This is a genomic window from Leisingera caerulea DSM 24564 (assembly GCF_000473325.1).
Taxonomy (GTDB): domain Bacteria; phylum Pseudomonadota; class Alphaproteobacteria; order Rhodobacterales; family Rhodobacteraceae; genus Leisingera; species Leisingera caerulea.
This window is the reverse complement of the sequence record NZ_KI421513.1, coordinates 3,405,192-3,419,593: the sequence shown is the minus strand read 5'-3', so window position 1 is coordinate 3,419,593 and position 14,402 is coordinate 3,405,192. Positions and strand designations below refer to the sequence as shown.

Sequence of the window (14,402 nt, the reverse complement as noted above, 5' to 3'; positions counted from 1 at the left end):
CATAACCGCCTGTCCGGCAAATCCAAGGGAGCGGAGAAAGGGGCGGCGGCAGGCCGCCAGTTGCCGGTTACGCAGCGGCAATAACCCGCGCTTCGTAGCTGCGCAGGGACAGCCGGGCGGCATTTCCGCAGCCGCGGCCGGTTTCTGCGCAAAGGTCCGGGAACAAGTCGCGGATTTCCGCTTGCGTTCCGGCGTCGAAGCCGGCCGCGGTTTCCGGGCCGGGCTGATAGCTTTCGCTGAGAGCACCGTTGGCCCAGAGAATCTGGTGGCTGCCGAACAGCAGGTGGTAGTACTCCGCCTCTTCCAGCTCAAGCGCCGGGCGGACGGTCCTGTCGTTGACCAGGTCCTTGGCCTTGACCAGCACTTCGGTTTCCCCGAACAGCAGTTCTGCCATCGCGCCGGACACCACCATCCGGTGCTGCGGCGAGACATAGAGGTCGCGGTCATTGCCGCAGCTGTCCGGGGCAAAGCGGATCGGGGCCGTGTCCGGTGTGCAGGCGGTGCGGCGGCTGCCGGTCCATAGCAGCACCTGGGGGCCGTTGTCGCAGGTCAGGACCTCCATGCCGGGGCGCAGGTCCTCAACCGCGATTTCGCCGCCCGGCACCCGGATCATGGTGCCGCGCAGGAAGCATGGCACGGTCTGATTGATCTCCACCAGGCCGGTGTCGGAATTGCCCTCGCCGTTATCGGCGGTGTAGTTGAAATAGACGGTTTCCAGGTCGCCGTCGGTGACCACGGTAAGGGTGCCATCGGCGTTCAGGGTGATCTGCTGCCCGGTGGTCAGCGTGACGGTGTCGCCGGCAGCGACCTGCTGGTCGTTGATATGGGTGATGCTCAGCGTGCCGCCGGCGGCGGTGCTGTCGTTTTCCAGGACATCAATCACCCTGGTTTTGCCGATGGCGATGTCTTCCTGATCATCTTGGGCAACAACGGCTGTCTGCACCGAACCGCCTGCAATCAGCAGGTTGGTGTCATAGGCAACGTCGGAGGTGTCCGCGACGCCGATTTTCAAGGTGTTGACTTCACCCGCATTCACCGGTGCGACAAACGTCAGCGTGATGGTGAAGCCGTCCATCTCGGTGTTGAAATTGTCGCCGGTGTTGTCGACGTAGATGTTTTCGGTGCCATCGTTGATATTGCCGATCGAGGCGGTGCCGTCTCCGATGGAGACCTGTGCCTCGACCCCGTTCACCCAGACGCCGACCACGTCGTTGTACTGGGAGTTCACGAACTCCGGGTATTCCTCGGAGGACAGCACAAAGTCGATGGTCAGCGTGTCGCCGTCGGGAACGAATTCGAACTCGAGTATGGAGGCGTCATAGGTCTGAGTGCCTGCCAGCGTGTTGAAGTCCGCATCCCCGTCCACACCGCTGGTGTTGGTGGTGGTATCGGCCCGCTGGTTGGTGTTGGTGGTGCCGTCGCTGTTTGTGAAGTCGCGGGCGTAGCCGGTTGACAGGATCACACCGGAATCCGCAGGGGCCACGCCCGGGGTTGTGGTATCGGCGCCGGAATAGATGCCCGAGGACAGCGCATCGCCGCTGTAAGTGGCGGTGGTCACTGTGACGCCGTCGCCAAAGATTTCCTCTGCCATCTGCTGAGCGGTGGCGTTTGTGTCGACGTTCAGTTCCGTTGCGGTGGCCATGTCGTGCAGCCTGCCTCCGGGTGTGCAAGGTTTTACGGTTGCTTACCGGAATGGTGGAGAAGTTGGACAGAACTGTGGCAGCGCGGCGTCTAAAACCGGATGTTTAATAAAACTTTACGTGTGATTGCTGGCGGGGGCAGTCGGATGAATAGCAAAGGCCGGCCCTGTGCGGGGCCGGCCTTTGGCGGTGCTGACGCTGCCGGATCCGAAAAGAACCGGCCGGGCGTGTCAGCCCTCGCGGCCGCGCTTTTCAAAACGGGGCAGCATGGCGGAGAAATCCATGCCTTTTCCATCTTCCTCCTCGACGAACTTCTTGTAGAGCGCCATCGCCAGTTCGCCCATCGGCGTGTCGGCATCAGCGCTTTCGGCGGCCTGCTGGCTGAGGCCCAGATCCTTGAGCATCAGTTCCGCTGCAAAGCCCGGCTGGTAGTTGTTGTCGGCGGGCGACTGCGGGCCAACGCCGGGGGCCGGGCAATAGGCGTTCATGGTCCAGCTGTAGCCGGAGGAGGTGGAGACCACATCGAACATCTTCTGCCGGTCGAGACCCAGCTTGTCAGCCAGGGCAAAGGCCTCGCAGGTGGCGATCATGGTGACGCCCAGGATCATGTTGTTGCAGATCTTGGCGGCCTGGCCCGCGCCGGCCTCGCCGCAATGCACGGCCTTCTGGCCCATGATGTCAAAGAGAGGTTCCGCCGCCGCAAACGCCTCAGCCGAGCCGCCGGCCATGAAGGTCAGCGTGCCGCCTGCGGCGCCGCCGATGCCGCCGGAGACCGGCGCGTCGACGAACATCAGGCCCGCATCCGCAGCCTGTTCCGCCACGGCGCGGGCGGAGTCCACATCGACGGTGGAGCAGTCGATGAAAGCCGCACCCTTGGTCATGGCCGGGATCACCTCAGCCGCGACCAGGCGCAGGATGGCGCCGTTGGGCAGCATGGTAATGACGGCATCGGCGCCTGCCGCGGCCTCGGGGCCGGAGGCCGCCATGGTCACGCCCTCGATGCTGACATCGGCCATGTCAAATCCGGTGACCTCATGGCCCGCCTTGGCCAGGTTGGCGGCCATCGGGCCGCCCATGTTGCCAAGTCCGATAAATCCGATCTTCATACGAGTTCCTCCTCAAATGTCAGCGCATCCGCGCCGAGCGGCGCCAGCATGTCCTCGACCGCAGACGCGGGGACCGCCTGGCCGGCAAATTGCCACTGCGGATTGCGGTCCTTGTCAATGATCTGGGCCCGGATGCCCTCGAGGAAATCGCCTTTTTCCATCGCGCGGTAGGTAAAGCGGTATTCCAGGTCCAGCGCGCGGCGGATCGCGGGGCCATCGGCGCGCAAGCGGCGCAGCATCTCCAGCGTGCAGGCCATTGACAGCGGCGAGTTGCGGTTCAGCGACTTCAGCGCAGCGACGGAAAAATCGCTTTCCTCCGCCTGCAGGCTTTGCAGGATGGCCTCAAGGCTGTCCTTGCCGAAGTGTCTGGCAGTGTCCTCGCGGACCGCGCGCAGCTTGCCTTCGGGGGCGGGCTGGGCGGCATCCTCGACCAGCTTGGCACTGCCGGTTTCTTCCAGCGCGGCAATCAGCGCGGGCCATTGGTCCTGCGGAATGAAACAGTCGGCAAAACCTGCGAGGATGGCGTCATCCGCGCCCATCCGCGCCGCCGTCATGCCGAGGTATTCACCCAGGTGATCCGGTGCCAGCGTCAGCATCAGCGAGCCGCCCACGTCCGGCACCAGACCGATGCCGACCTCTGGCATGGCGATCTGGCTGCTTTCGCCGACCACCCGGTGGGTGCCGTGGCAGCCGATGCCAACGCCGCCGCCCATGGTGAAGCCCTGCATGAAGCTGATCACCGGCTTCTTGTATTCAAAGATCCGCGCGTTCAGGCGGTACTCATCCCGCCAGAAGGTGCGGCCATAGCTGTAGTCGCCCTTGGTGCCGGTGTCATAGAGCTCGGCAATATCGCCGCCGGCGCAGAAGGCCTTGTCGCCCTCGGCGTCGATCACCACCAGTTTGACGCTGTCATCATTGGCCCAGTCGCGCATGGCGGCGTCGATTGCCATGCACATGTCATAGCTCATCGCATTCAGCGCCTTGGGGCGGGTGAAGGTGATGCGGCCGGCGTGGCCGGACTTGCGGATATGGATATCACTCATCGGGCGTGCTCCGTCAGTATGTCTTGCCGCGGGCAATGTGCTGATTGCAGGTTACTCTGCAATCAGCTGGCGCGCGACGATCAGGCGCATGATTTCGTTGGTGCCTTCCAGAATCTGGTGGACACGCAGGTCGCGCACGATCTTCTCCACCCCGTAGTCGGCAAGATAGCCGTAACCGCCGTGCAACTGCAGGCAGCCGTTGGCGACGTCAAACGCAGTGTCGGTGACCATCAGCTTGGCCATGGCGCAGAACTTGGTGGCGTCATGGGCGCCGTTGTCCAGTTTCCACGCCGCCTGGCGCAGGAAGGTGCGGGCGGCCTGCAGGCGGGTTTCATATTCCGCCAGCCGGAACTGCAGCGCCTGGAACTGGTTGATGGATTTGCCAAAGGCCTTGCGCTCGGACATGTACTGCACGGTTTGATCCAGCGCCGCCTGGGCACCGCCCAGAGCGCCGGCTGAAATGTTCAGACGGCCGCCGTCGAGGCCGGCCATGGCATAGGAGAAGCCTTTGCCTTCCTCGCCGATCAGGTTGTCCGCGGGGATCGCGCAATCGTCGAACTGCACCTGCGAGGTGGGCTGCGCCTTCCAGCCCATCTTGTCCTCCAGCGCGCCGAAAGACAGGCCCGGGTTGCCGTCCTCGACCACCACGGTGGAAATGCCCTTGGGGCCGTCCTCGCCGGTGCGGCACATCACGACATAGGCGTCGGAGTAGGAGCCGCCGGAGATGAACGCCTTGGTCCCGTTCAGCGTGTAGCCTTCATTGGTGCGCTCGGCGCGGGTTTTCAGCGCCGCCGCATCGGAGCCGGAGCCCGGTTCGGTCAGGCAGTAGGAGAAGATCTTCTCCATCGAGCACAGGCTGGGCAGCCATTTCTGCTTGGTCTCTTCCGAGCCGAACTTGTCGATCATGCCACCGCACATGTTGTGGATCGACAGGAAGGAGCCGACGGCAGGGTCGGCCATCGCCAGCGCTTCGAACACCAGGGTGGCGTCAAGCCGGCTGAGGCCGGAGCCGCCGTATTCCTCGGAGACATAGAGCCCGCCAAAGCCCAATTCCGCCAGCTGCGGCCACAGCGATTTGGGGATGGTGCCGTCTTTTTCCCACTGGCGGGCGTGCGGCGCGATGTTTTCCTGGCCAAAGGCTTGGGCCATGTCGAAGATGGCTTGCTGTTCCTCTGTGAGTGCGAAATCCATGTTCGGCTCCTCCCGTGGCGCAATGAATTGAACAGTTGTTTATTTAATAACGGGCGGCGGACGCTGAGGCAAGCTGCGCAAATGCAAAGCCGCCGTGCAGCAATGCCGCAGGGCGGCGCGGGCACGGAGCCTGCCCGGTGAGGAAAAAATTAACAAACTTCGCGGAAACTCTGTCCCAAACAGATCACTCGCAGGTGAATCCTGCAGAGGCATTCCAAAAGGAGCAAACGCAGTGGCGAACTCTCAGGCGCAGCATTTTCTGGCATCCTCGGGACCCGAAAATCCGGACCGCTCGAAACAGGAATTTGCCGGCGCGGTCAGCAGCAACGGCCGCGCCGATTTTGCGATGGCGATGCGGCACGGGATGATCAAGCAATCTAACGGCACGCCGCAGGAGCAGGCCGTGGCGTTGCACGCAAAGGCCCGCAAGCTGGCGTTGAAACGTCAATTCAGCGATGCCGAATACCTTTTGCGCCAAGCGCTGAAGCTGGATGACAAGAACCGGATGATTTATGCCTCGCTCGGCGAAGTGCTGGAAATGATGAACCGCCCTGAAAAGGCGATCCTGGCCCATATTGATGCGCTGCGGCTGGATCCCTCTAACTCCAAATGCCTGTCTTACATCGGAACTTACCTGATGCGGCTGAACCAGGATGAAGAGGCGATCAACTATTTCGATGCTGCGGTGAAATTCGATCCGAACAATGCGACGGCGCTGGCCAGGCTTGTCTACCTGCGCCGCCGGATCTGCGATTGGACAGATCTGGGGAACCGGGAGAAGCGGGTTCAGGTGTTCCGCAAGACGGATGTCGGCATTGACCCGTTTGCCTTCTTGTCGATGGTTGATGATCCAGGACTGCAAATGAAGTTCTCGGTCAAGGCTGCGGAACTTGCCAAAGTAGATACTTCCGGGATCGAATTCGAACGTCCGCGGGCGGAAGGCCGCAAGATCCGGCTGGGGTATTTCTCAAACGACTTCTTCGACCACGCCACCATGTACCTGATCGGGCGGCAGCTGGAACTGCATGACCGCGACCGGTTTGAAATCTATATCTACGACTACGGCGAGGTGAATAACCATGAAGGCCGCCTGCGGGCGGAAAATGCCGCGGATGTCTATAAGCAAGTGGCAAGTCTGGAAAACGACGAAATCGCTGCCGTCGCGCGTGAGGATGGCCTGGATATTGCCATTGACCTCAAGGGCTATACCAAGGGCAACCGGGTGAACATCTTCAACGACCGTCTGGCGCCGGTGCATGTGACATATCTGGGGTATCCGGGGACGACCGGGGTGGACCAAATGGACTACATGATCGCCGATCCCGTCACTATCCCCGGAAAGCTGCGCAAGTACTACACGGAAAAAATTCTTTACATGCCGGACTGCTATCAGCCCAACGATGATCAGCGCGCTGCCGCGGACACTGTTCCGTCGCGGGCTGAAGTGGGGCTGCCCGAGGACGCCTTTGTTTTCTGTTCCTTCAACAGCCCTTACAAGGTGTCCCCGGACGAATTCGACGTCTGGATGAAATTGCTGGACCGCGTTCCGGACAGCGTGCTGTGGTTCTATGCACCCCGGGACAAGACCTGCGAGTACATCCTGAAGGAAGCTAAGAAACGCGGCATCGGGCCGGAGCGCATCGTTTTTGCGGGATTTGCGGGTCAGAAAGAGCATCTTGCCCGCCTGCAGCTGGCGGATGTATTCCTTGATACCTTTGCGGTGAATGCGCACACCACCGCCAGTGACGCGCTTTGGGCGGGAGTGCCGGTTGTCACCAAGACCGGCAAGCAATTCGCCGCGCGGGTGGCGACCAGCCTGGTGCATTGCGCCGGGGTGCCTGAACTTGCGGCCGCTACACCGCAGCAATACCAGGCGCTGGCGCTTAAACTGGCGCGCGATCCGGAGTATCTGGCCGCCATCAAGGCGCGCATTAAAGAGGGGATCGCCCAAGGCCCGCTGTATGACACGGAAAAATTCACCCGCAACTTCGAGGCGCTGATGGAGAAAGCGGTGCAGCGTTACAACGCGGGCCTGAAACCCGACCACCTTAGTCTCGCCTGAAGCCGCTGCTGCCGGGAAATGCAAAGGGAGCGCCGTAAGGACGGCGCTCCCTCTTTCTTTTTCGGCTTTGTCGGGTTGCGGCCTGGATTACAGCAGCCGGACCTGCGTGCCGACCTGCACCAGCTCGTACAGTTCCTCAACGTGCTGGTTATAGAGACCGATGCAGCCGGAGGAGCTTTGGCGGCCGATCTTGCGGGTGTCGTGGGTGCCGTGCACCAGGTAGGCAGGCCAGTCCAGATACATCGCACGGGTGCCCAGCGGGTTGCCCGGGGCGCCGCCTTCGACGCGCGCCGGCAGCGTGGGGTCACGCTCGCGCATCGACTGGGTCGGGGTCCAGCTGGGGTTTTCCGCCTTGCGCACAATCTTGGAGTAACCGCGCTTGGTCAGCTCTTCGGTCATCGGCACAGAGGAGGGGAACAGGCGGTAGGTTTCGCCGTCCGGGCCCCAGTAATGCAGCGCCCGGGAGCTGATGTCGGCCAGCAGGCAGCCCTTGCCCAGCGTGTCGAAATGATCCTGCCAGTTCTGCTGCGAGAAGGCGGAGACATTGCGCTGCACCGGAACCTCTTCACGGATGGCCGGCTCGTTCTGCGGGAAGGCGTCGGTCGATTGCGCGCGCAGGATGGCGGGGGTGGCCAGGGTGACGCCCAGGCCCATCAGGGTGGCGCGGCGGGTGATACGGGGTTTTGTCATTGTTTCCTCTACCGTGCTGCTCAAAAACTCCGGCGAAGATAATCACCGGCACGGGAATTTCCAGAGGTGTCAAAGCGCTGCGGCAGCGCCTCACGGGTTTGTGTAGCCCCGGGCGGCAATTTTCTGCCGCCCGCAGCGGGTCAGGGCGTCAGGCGTAAAGCCGGCGGGCCTGGGCAAAGGACAGCAGCCGGCAGCTGTCTTCGTCCCACAGGTGCAGCCGGGCGTTGGCCAGGCTTTCGCGGATGGTCATCCGGTTGCCCTCGGCGAGTTCAGCGTGGTCGCGCAGAACCTCGGTCAGGCGGTAGAACGGGATCCGGCTGTAGAGATGGTGCACGTGGTGGATGCCGATATTGGCGCTGAGCCATTGCAGCACCGGCGGCAGCACATAATGCGAGCTGCCGTGCAGGGCGGCATCATGCAGCTGCCAGTCCTCGTCGTGGGTCCATTGCGTGGTTTCGAACTGATGCTGCACATAGAACAGCCACAGGCCGGCTGTTGCCGCAATCAGAGTGGCGGGCAGGAAGATCAGCAAGAGCGGCATCAGCCCGCCGAAATACCAGATCAGCCCCAGCGCCGCGAGGATCGCTGCATTGGTGCCCATGGCGCTGATCCAGTAGCGGGCCTGGCCGGTCAGGCCGTAGGGGATGCGGTTCTGCAGGAAGAACAGGTATCCGGGGCCGATGCCGAACAGGGTCACCGGGTGGCGGTAGAGCCGGTAGACCAGCCGCTCCCAGCGGCTTGCGGCACGGTATTCCGCCACGGTCATCGTGTGAATGTCGCCCATACCGCGTTTGCCCAGGTTGCCGTGGGTGCTGTGGTGGATCGAATGGGTGCGGCGCCAGACGTCATAGGGCGTCAGGGTCAGCACCCCGATGACACGGCCCACCCAGTCGCTCAGATGGCGGTTGGTGAAAAAGGAGCCGTGGCCGCAGTCGTGCTGGATAGTGAACAGGCGCAGCAGGAAGGCGGCGATACAGACGGACAGAACAAGCGTCAGCCAGTAGCTGACCGACAGCGACCACCAGGCCAGGGCCCAGAGCAGCAGGAACGGCACAACCGTCACCGCCAGTTCGAAGGCGCTGCGCAGGTGGTCCGGTTCGCGGTATTGGGCCAGGATCTTAACCCAGTCGCGGGCGGTTCTTGCAGCCGCCTGCGGCTGGATGGGGTCGGGTGTCTTGCTCATGCGCCTGCCGTCTGTTTGTCCGTTGCTGACCGGATAGACGACTTACGTCGCGGAACAAGCAAAAACGGGCCGGAACCCCTATTTTCACGGCATTTTGTGGCGTCAGGGCCGGATTGCCGTCATTTTGAGGCGCCGCGCAACAGTCTCCCGCGCGATCAGGCCTGCCGGTTCACAGCCCCCGCGCGTCCTCTGCCGCCAGGATTTCGAAGGAGGCCTTGCCCTCGGCGCTGTATTTACGGACCGTGCCGCCGGTGCGGACCAAGGTCAGGCAGCGGTAGCGCCCGCCGTCCTTGGGCATCGAGACGCAGATCTGGTTGCCATCGGTGATGGCATAGGCGCCGGCCCCGGACCAGCCGCCGCCCTGCAGCTCCCCGAAGAGCTGGTTGCCGGCGTCATAGTAGAAGCGGAAGGTCTTGCTGCCGGCCCTTGCGGTGACAGCCTTGCCGACCAACAGCTCTGCGATCTCGTCACTGCTTAGCGCGCTGCCGCCGCTGTTCAGTGCTGCCTGAAGCTCGGTTTCGGCCGTGGCGGCGCCGGCCAGGGCTGCGGCTGCGGCGGCTGCAATCATCAAAGTTCGGGCTGTCATAGTGTCCTCCCCCCGTTGGGATCTGGTGTCTGAGACGGTGCGTGTCTGCCGTTCCAGCCTGGAGGGGCGCTGCTGTATAAGCTTGATAACCGGATGACTTTTTCTGATTTTTAGATGACAATCGCGGTCTGGAGGGGCTTTGGACCGCGATGTACAGGTTTAATGAGTTCGAGTTCGACCCAGCCGGTGCCGGACTGCGCAAGCGGGGAAGGCCGATTGCGCTGGAGCCGCAGGCGCTGCAGCTGCTGGAGGTCTTGATCCGCAACCGGGCGCGGGTTGTCAGCAAGGATGAACTGATCGCAGACGTCTGGCAGGGGCGGGCGATCACCGATGCCGCGCTCAACACCCGGATCCGCTCGGTGCGGCGCGCATTGGGGGATGACGGCGCCCGGCAGCGCTATGTCAAAACATTTCCCAAACGCGGCTACCGCTTTGTTGCCGATGTGAAGAGTTGTATGCCGCCTGCCGCCGCCAGGGGCCGTAAGCGCCCGGGGCTGGCGGCTGCGTTTGCGGCCATGGCTGTTCTGCTGGTTGCGGCCTTGTTCTGGCTGTGGCCAGCGCAGAATTCCGCTATCGATTCAAGGCCTTCGCTCGCGGTTCTTCGGTTTGAAATCCTGGACGGGCAGGGCGTGGAGCCGTATTTCGCCGACGGTCTGACCGAGGATCTGACAACCCATCTTGCCCGGTTCAGGGAATTGTTCGTGATTTCAGCGGCGACAATGCGGTCTTACCCGGATGATCCGGCGGCCCAGCTGCGGGCCGCGCGCGATCTGGGGGTTTCTCATGCGCTGCGCGGCAGTGTCCGCCGGGACGAGGGACGGATACGGATCACGGCAGAGCTGGCCAGCCTGCCGGAGGGGCGCACTGTCTGGTCCGAACAATTCGAGCGGGAGCCGGCCGGGGTATTTGCCATCCAGGATGAGATCACCCGCGCCATCGCAGGCCGGCTGTTGCCGGAGATCGTGCTGTCGCAGGCAGCGGCGCTGACCGCCCGGCCGACGGATGATCCGGGGGCCTGGGATCTGTTCCTGCGGGGCCGGTTTCAGCAGGGCATCCTGACTGCCGAGGCGCAAACGGAGGCGGTGCGGCTGGCGCGGCTGGCTGCAGCCGAGGATCCGGGCTTTGCCGCTGCCCGCAGCCTCGAAGCGCGGGCGCTGGGAACGCTGTTCTTCCACGGCTGGGCGGCGGAGGGGCGCGCGGTGCTGGATCAGGCGATTGCTGCCGCGCAGGCCGCGATCCGCCTGGACGGCAGCGACCCGCAGGCCCATGCAGCGCTTGGCTATATCTACCGGTTCACAGGCGAGGCTGAGCCCGCAATCGCCAATCTGGAGCGCGCGGCGGAGCTTAACCCCAATGACGCCCGTATCCGGCTGGAGCTGGCTCACACGCTGGACTGGTTCCGCCTGCAAGAGCGCGCGCTGCCTGAGATCGAAATGGCAATCCGGCTCAGCCCGCGCGATCCGCTGCTGCATGCGATGTATTTCTATAAGGGCCATATCCTGTTCCACCTCGGGCGCTACGAAGAAGCGCTGGAGGCCGCGCGGCAGATGCGGGCGGTGGCAAAAGGCCCGGTGTGGCAGGTCTATGCCCAGCTGCTGCGGGCGGCCAATCTCGCGCGTTTGGAGCGCAGCCAAGAGGCGCAGGCGGCGGTCGAGGCGGCACTGGCGATCAATCCGAAGCTGTCGGTCGCAGCGATGCGCAAGCAATTCGAGGGCAGCAAGAACCATCCGGAGAACCGCCGGATCTGGCTGGAAAGCTTGCAGACGGCGGGACTGCCGGTGGAGTGAACGGTGGCGGAAGACGAAAAAGGCCCCGGGATTTCCGGGGCCTTTACTGTTCAGGGGCAGGAGGTTAGTCCATTGCCTTGAAGTTGAACTCGCCGCCTTCCTTGATGCCCGAGGGCCAGCGGGAGGTCACGGTTTTGGTGCGGGTGTAGAACTTGAAGCTGTCCGGGCCGTGCTGGTTCAGGTCGCCGAACATCGACTTCTTCCAGCCGCCGAAGGTGTGGTAGGCCAGCGGCACCGGGATCGGCACGTTGATGCCCACCATGCCGATGTTCACACGAGAGGCAAAGTCGCGCGCGGTGTCACCGTCGCGGGTGAAGATCGCAGTGCCGTTGCCGTACTCGTGATCCATCGCCAGCTTCAACGCTTCCTCGTAAGTGCTCGCACGCACAGTGGAAAGCACCGGGCCGAAGATTTCCTGCTTGTAGATGTCCATGTCGGGGGTGACGTGGTCGAACAGGTGGGCGCCGACAAAGAAGCCGTCTTCGTAGCCCTGCAGTTTGAAGTCGCGGTTGTCGACCACCAGCTTGGCGCCCTGATCGACACCGGACTGGATCAGGCCCAGGATGCGGTCCTTGGCAGCCGCGGTCACGACCGGGCCCAGGTCAACATCGTCGCCTGCAGTGTAGGGGCCGACTTTCAGCTTTTCGATGCGCGGGATCAGCTTCTCGATCAGCTTGTCGGCGGTTTCCTCGCCGACCGGAACCGCAACCGAGATTGCCATGCAGCGTTCGCCTGCCGCGCCGAAGCCTGCGCCGACCAGCGCGTCAGCGGCCTGGTCCAGATCGGCGTCGGGCATCACGATCATGTGGTTCTTGGCGCCGCCGAAGCACTGGGCGCGCTTGCCGTTGGCGGTGGCGCGGGAATAGATGTACTGCGCAATCGGGGTGGACCCCACAAAGGACACGCCCTGGATGATTTCGCTGTCCAGAATGGTGTCAACCGCCTCGCGGTCGCCGTTCACCACCTGGAACACGCCTTCGGGCAGACCGGCCTCGACGAACAGTTCCGCCAGCATCAGCGGCACGGAGGGGTCGCGTTCGGAGGGTTTCAGCACCACGGCGTTGCCGCAGGCCAGCGCCGGGCCGACGTGCCACAGCGGCATCATGGCCGGGAAGTTGAACGGCATGATCGAGCCGACAACGCCCAGCGGCTGGCGCATGGAGTACATGTCGATGCCGGGGCCTGCGCTGTCGGTGAATTCACCCTTCAGCATCTGCGGCGCGCCGACGCAGTATTCGATCACTTCCAGGCCGCGCTGCAGGTCGCCCTTGGCGTCCGGAATGGTCTTGCCGTGCTCGCGGCTCAGCGCCTCGGCCAGCTTGTCCATGTCGCGGTTCATCAGGCCAACCATCGCCATCATCACGCGGGCGCGCTTCTGCGGGTTGGTGGCGCCCCAGGCGGGCTGCGCCGCCGCGGCTTTTTCGATGGCATCGGTGGTTTCGTCAGCGCTTGCCATCGGGCATTTGTACTGCACTTCACCGGTTGCCGGGTTGAAGACATCGTCAAAGCGGCCCGAGGTGCCGGAGACGATCTTGCCGTTGATAAAGTGGCCGAGTTCTTGCATCGGATCCTCCTCTGTTCATGTTGCCCTCATCGTAGGCTTGCAAAAAACATCGGAAAAGGGGAAACATTTCAAAGAGGCTTTGCAGGAACGCAAAAGGTTAACGCAGCGTTAACAGGAGAACGGAGGACCCGGGGCCAATGGATCCGCAGTGGGATGATATGAAAGTGTTTTTGGCAGTGGCACGGGAGGCAAGCCTGTCGGGCGCCGGCCGTATCCTCAAGATGGACCCTGCCACCGTCGGCCGACGCATCGCCCGGTTCGAGGCCGCCTTGGAGACCCCGCTGTTCGTGAAATCGCCGCAGGGCTATGCGCTCAGCGCCGCCGGCGACCGGCTGCTGGTCCATGCGGAAGCGGCCGAGCAGGCGATGCGGGCCGGCACCGAGGCGCTGAGCGGGCCGAGCGACACAATGTCCGGCCAGATCCGCATCGGCGCGCCTGATGGCGCCGCCAATTACCTTCTGCCGCAGGTCTGCGCGCAGATATCAGAGGAAAATCCGGACCTGGACATTCAGATCGTGGCCCTGCCGCGGGTCATCAACCTCAGCCGCCGCGAGGCGGATATGGCGGTGACTGTCAGCGCCCCGACCGCGGGCAAGCTGCTGGTGCAGAAGATCTGCGACTACCGGCTGCATCTGGTGGCCTCGCGCCATTACCTGAAGGAGCATACGCCGATCGAAAAGCTGGAGGACCTGAAGGGCCACAAGATGATCGGCTATATTCCGGACATGATCTTCGACAAGGAACTGGATTACCTGAACGACATCGGGGTGGAGCGGGTGGCGCTGGCCTCCAATTCGGTTTCCGTGCAGATCAAGATGGCGGCGCAGGGAACGGCGGTCTGCGTGGCGCATGACTTCAGCCTGCCAGCCCACCGGATGCTGCGCAAAATCCTGACCGACAAGGTGAGCCTGACCCGCAGCTTCCATTTGGTGCGCCACCAGGGCGACCAGCGCAGCGAGCGGCTGAACCGGTTTGCCCAGGCCTTGTCCAAGGGCATCCGCGACGAGGTGGCCCGGCTGGAATCCTTGACTTGAAGCTGCGTTGCGGCAAACCTTGCTGTAACGCAATAATATTTCGGAGGTTTGCCGTATGCTTGTTCAGGTCATTTTGAAATCCAAAGCCAGCACCGGCGTCGTGACAGTGAAGCCGGACGCAAGCGTGGCCGAGGCGGCAAAAGTGATGTCGGACAACCGGTTCGGCACCGTGGTGGTTTCCGCGGATGGCGAAACGCCGGAGGGCATCCTGTCAGAGCGCGACATTGTGCGGGAGCTGTCGAAAGAAGGCGCCAGCTGCCTGGATCAGCCGGTCAGCGGCTATATGACGCGCGAGCTGGTGACCTGCACCACCCAGTCCAATGTGGGCGAGCTGCTGCAGCAGATGACAGAGGGGCGGTTCCGCCACATGCCGGTGGTCGAGGACGGAAAACTTGTGGGAATCGTGACTCTTGGCGATGCGGTGAAGGCGCAGCTGGCGCAGGTGGCGATGGAGAAGGACGCGCTGCAGGACATGATCATGGGGCACTGAGCCGCAGGCGGGCATTGGGGGCCTTG

The 14,402-nt window shown here is 63.1% G+C and carries 12 protein-coding genes; 4 read left to right on the top strand and 8 right to left on the bottom strand.

Translation table 11 applies throughout. The features are described 5' to 3' along the window. Positions 1 to 67: 67 nt before the first annotated feature. The 4 genes from CAER_RS0123870 to CAER_RS0123855 all read right to left on the bottom strand — a co-directional run bounded on the left by CAER_RS0123870 (position 68) and on the right by CAER_RS0123855 (position 4,980). Positions 68 to 1,642: a choice-of-anchor L domain-containing protein gene (locus tag CAER_RS0123870; protein ID WP_027237736.1), complete on the bottom strand. Its 1,575-nt coding sequence runs from the start codon at positions 1,640 to 1,642 to the stop codon at positions 68 to 70. Between the two features lie 228 nt (positions 1,643 to 1,870). Further along, positions 1,871 to 2,746 carry a 3-hydroxyisobutyrate dehydrogenase gene (mmsB, locus tag CAER_RS0123865; protein WP_027237735.1) on the bottom strand — a complete coding sequence of 292 codons (876 nt, stop codon included), beginning with the start codon at positions 2,744 to 2,746 and terminating at the stop codon, positions 1,871 to 1,873. Further along, the gene (locus CAER_RS0123860; protein WP_027237734.1) at positions 2,743 to 3,789 is read right to left on the bottom strand and encodes an enoyl-CoA hydratase/isomerase family protein; all 1,047 of its coding nucleotides are present in this window, start codon (positions 3,787 to 3,789) and stop codon (positions 2,743 to 2,745) included. Before CAER_RS0123860 ends, mmsB begins: the two co-directional genes overlap by 4 nt. A 51-nt stretch (positions 3,790 to 3,840) precedes the next feature. Continuing rightward, positions 3,841 to 4,980 carry an acyl-CoA dehydrogenase family protein gene (locus tag CAER_RS0123855; protein ID WP_027237733.1) on the bottom strand — a complete coding sequence of 380 codons (1,140 nt, stop codon included), beginning with the start codon at positions 4,978 to 4,980 and terminating at the stop codon, positions 3,841 to 3,843. Between the two features lie 232 nt (positions 4,981 to 5,212). Here CAER_RS0123855 and CAER_RS0123850 point away from each other — a divergent pair, with 232 nt between their 5' ends. Then, positions 5,213 to 7,042: an O-linked N-acetylglucosamine transferase, SPINDLY family protein gene (locus CAER_RS0123850; RefSeq protein ID WP_027237732.1), complete on the top strand. Its 1,830-nt coding sequence runs from the start codon at positions 5,213 to 5,215 to the stop codon at positions 7,040 to 7,042. Positions 7,043 to 7,129: 87 nt separating this feature from the next. On the opposite strand, the gene CAER_RS0123845 is transcribed toward CAER_RS0123850, so the two are convergent. The 3 genes from CAER_RS0123845 to CAER_RS0123835 all read right to left on the bottom strand — a co-directional run bounded on the left by CAER_RS0123845 (position 7,130) and on the right by CAER_RS0123835 (position 9,501). Continuing rightward, entirely contained in the window at positions 7,130 to 7,732 is a 603-nt protein-coding gene (locus CAER_RS0123845) for a L,D-transpeptidase (protein ID WP_027237731.1), read from the bottom strand. Between the two features lie 148 nt (positions 7,733 to 7,880). Beyond that, a complete protein-coding gene (locus CAER_RS0123840; protein ID WP_027237730.1) occupies positions 7,881 to 8,915 on the bottom strand; it encodes a fatty acid desaturase in 1,035 nt (344 codons plus the stop codon). A 169-nt stretch (positions 8,916 to 9,084) separates the two neighbouring features. Continuing rightward, positions 9,085 to 9,501, bottom strand: a complete 417-nt coding sequence (locus CAER_RS0123835; RefSeq protein ID WP_154667827.1) for a hypothetical protein — start codon at positions 9,499 to 9,501, stop codon at positions 9,085 to 9,087. 149 nt (positions 9,502 to 9,650) lie between these two features. Between CAER_RS0123835 and CAER_RS0123830 the strand changes: the two genes are divergently transcribed. Then, positions 9,651 to 11,288, top strand: coding sequence for a winged helix-turn-helix domain-containing protein (locus tag CAER_RS0123830; protein WP_027237728.1), 1,638 nt, complete (start codon positions 9,651 to 9,653; stop codon positions 11,286 to 11,288). Between the two features lie 64 nt (positions 11,289 to 11,352). On the opposite strand, the gene CAER_RS0123825 is transcribed toward CAER_RS0123830, so the two are convergent. Then, the gene (locus CAER_RS0123825; RefSeq protein ID WP_027237727.1) at positions 11,353 to 12,852 is read right to left on the bottom strand and encodes a CoA-acylating methylmalonate-semialdehyde dehydrogenase; all 1,500 of its coding nucleotides are present in this window, start codon (positions 12,850 to 12,852) and stop codon (positions 11,353 to 11,355) included. Positions 12,853 to 12,989: 137 nt separating this feature from the next. Here CAER_RS0123825 and CAER_RS0123820 point away from each other — a divergent pair, with 137 nt between their 5' ends. Both CAER_RS0123820 and CAER_RS0123815 read left to right on the top strand, forming a co-directional pair. Continuing rightward, positions 12,990 to 13,886: a LysR family transcriptional regulator gene (locus tag CAER_RS0123820; protein ID WP_027237726.1), complete on the top strand. Its 897-nt coding sequence runs from the start codon at positions 12,990 to 12,992 to the stop codon at positions 13,884 to 13,886. Between the two features lie 55 nt (positions 13,887 to 13,941). After that, positions 13,942 to 14,376 (top strand): CBS domain-containing protein, encoded by a 435-nt coding sequence (locus tag CAER_RS0123815; RefSeq protein ID WP_027237725.1) that lies wholly within the window; start codon positions 13,942 to 13,944, stop codon positions 14,374 to 14,376. Positions 14,377 to 14,402 lie beyond the last annotated feature (26 nt).

Coding starts and splice junctions, on each gene's coding strand:
- CAER_RS0123870 (WP_027237736.1), bottom strand. CDS start 1,642: ATGGCCACCGCAACGGAACTGAACGTCGACACAAACGCCACCGCTCAG.
- mmsB (WP_027237735.1), bottom strand. CDS start 2,746: ATGAAGATCGGATTTATCGGACTTGGCAACATGGGCGGCCCGATGGCC.
- CAER_RS0123860 (WP_027237734.1), bottom strand. CDS start 3,789: ATGAGTGATATCCATATCCGCAAGTCCGGCCACGCCGGCCGCATCACC.
- CAER_RS0123855 (WP_027237733.1), bottom strand. CDS start 4,980: ATGGATTTCGCACTCACAGAGGAACAGCAAGCCATCTTCGACATGGCC.
- CAER_RS0123845 (WP_027237731.1), bottom strand. CDS start 7,732: ATGACAAAACCCCGTATCACCCGCCGCGCCACCCTGATGGGCCTGGGC.
- CAER_RS0123840 (WP_027237730.1), bottom strand. CDS start 8,915: ATGAGCAAGACACCCGACCCCATCCAGCCGCAGGCGGCTGCAAGAACC.
- CAER_RS0123835 (WP_154667827.1), bottom strand. CDS start 9,501: ATGACAGCCCGAACTTTGATGATTGCAGCCGCCGCAGCCGCAGCCCTG.
- CAER_RS0123830 (WP_027237728.1), top strand. CDS start 9,651: ATGTACAGGTTTAATGAGTTCGAGTTCGACCCAGCCGGTGCCGGACTG.
- CAER_RS0123825 (WP_027237727.1), bottom strand. CDS start 12,852: ATGCAAGAACTCGGCCACTTTATCAACGGCAAGATCGTCTCCGGCACC.
- CAER_RS0123820 (WP_027237726.1), top strand. CDS start 12,990: ATGGATCCGCAGTGGGATGATATGAAAGTGTTTTTGGCAGTGGCACGG.
- CAER_RS0123815 (WP_027237725.1), top strand. CDS start 13,942: ATGCTTGTTCAGGTCATTTTGAAATCCAAAGCCAGCACCGGCGTCGTG.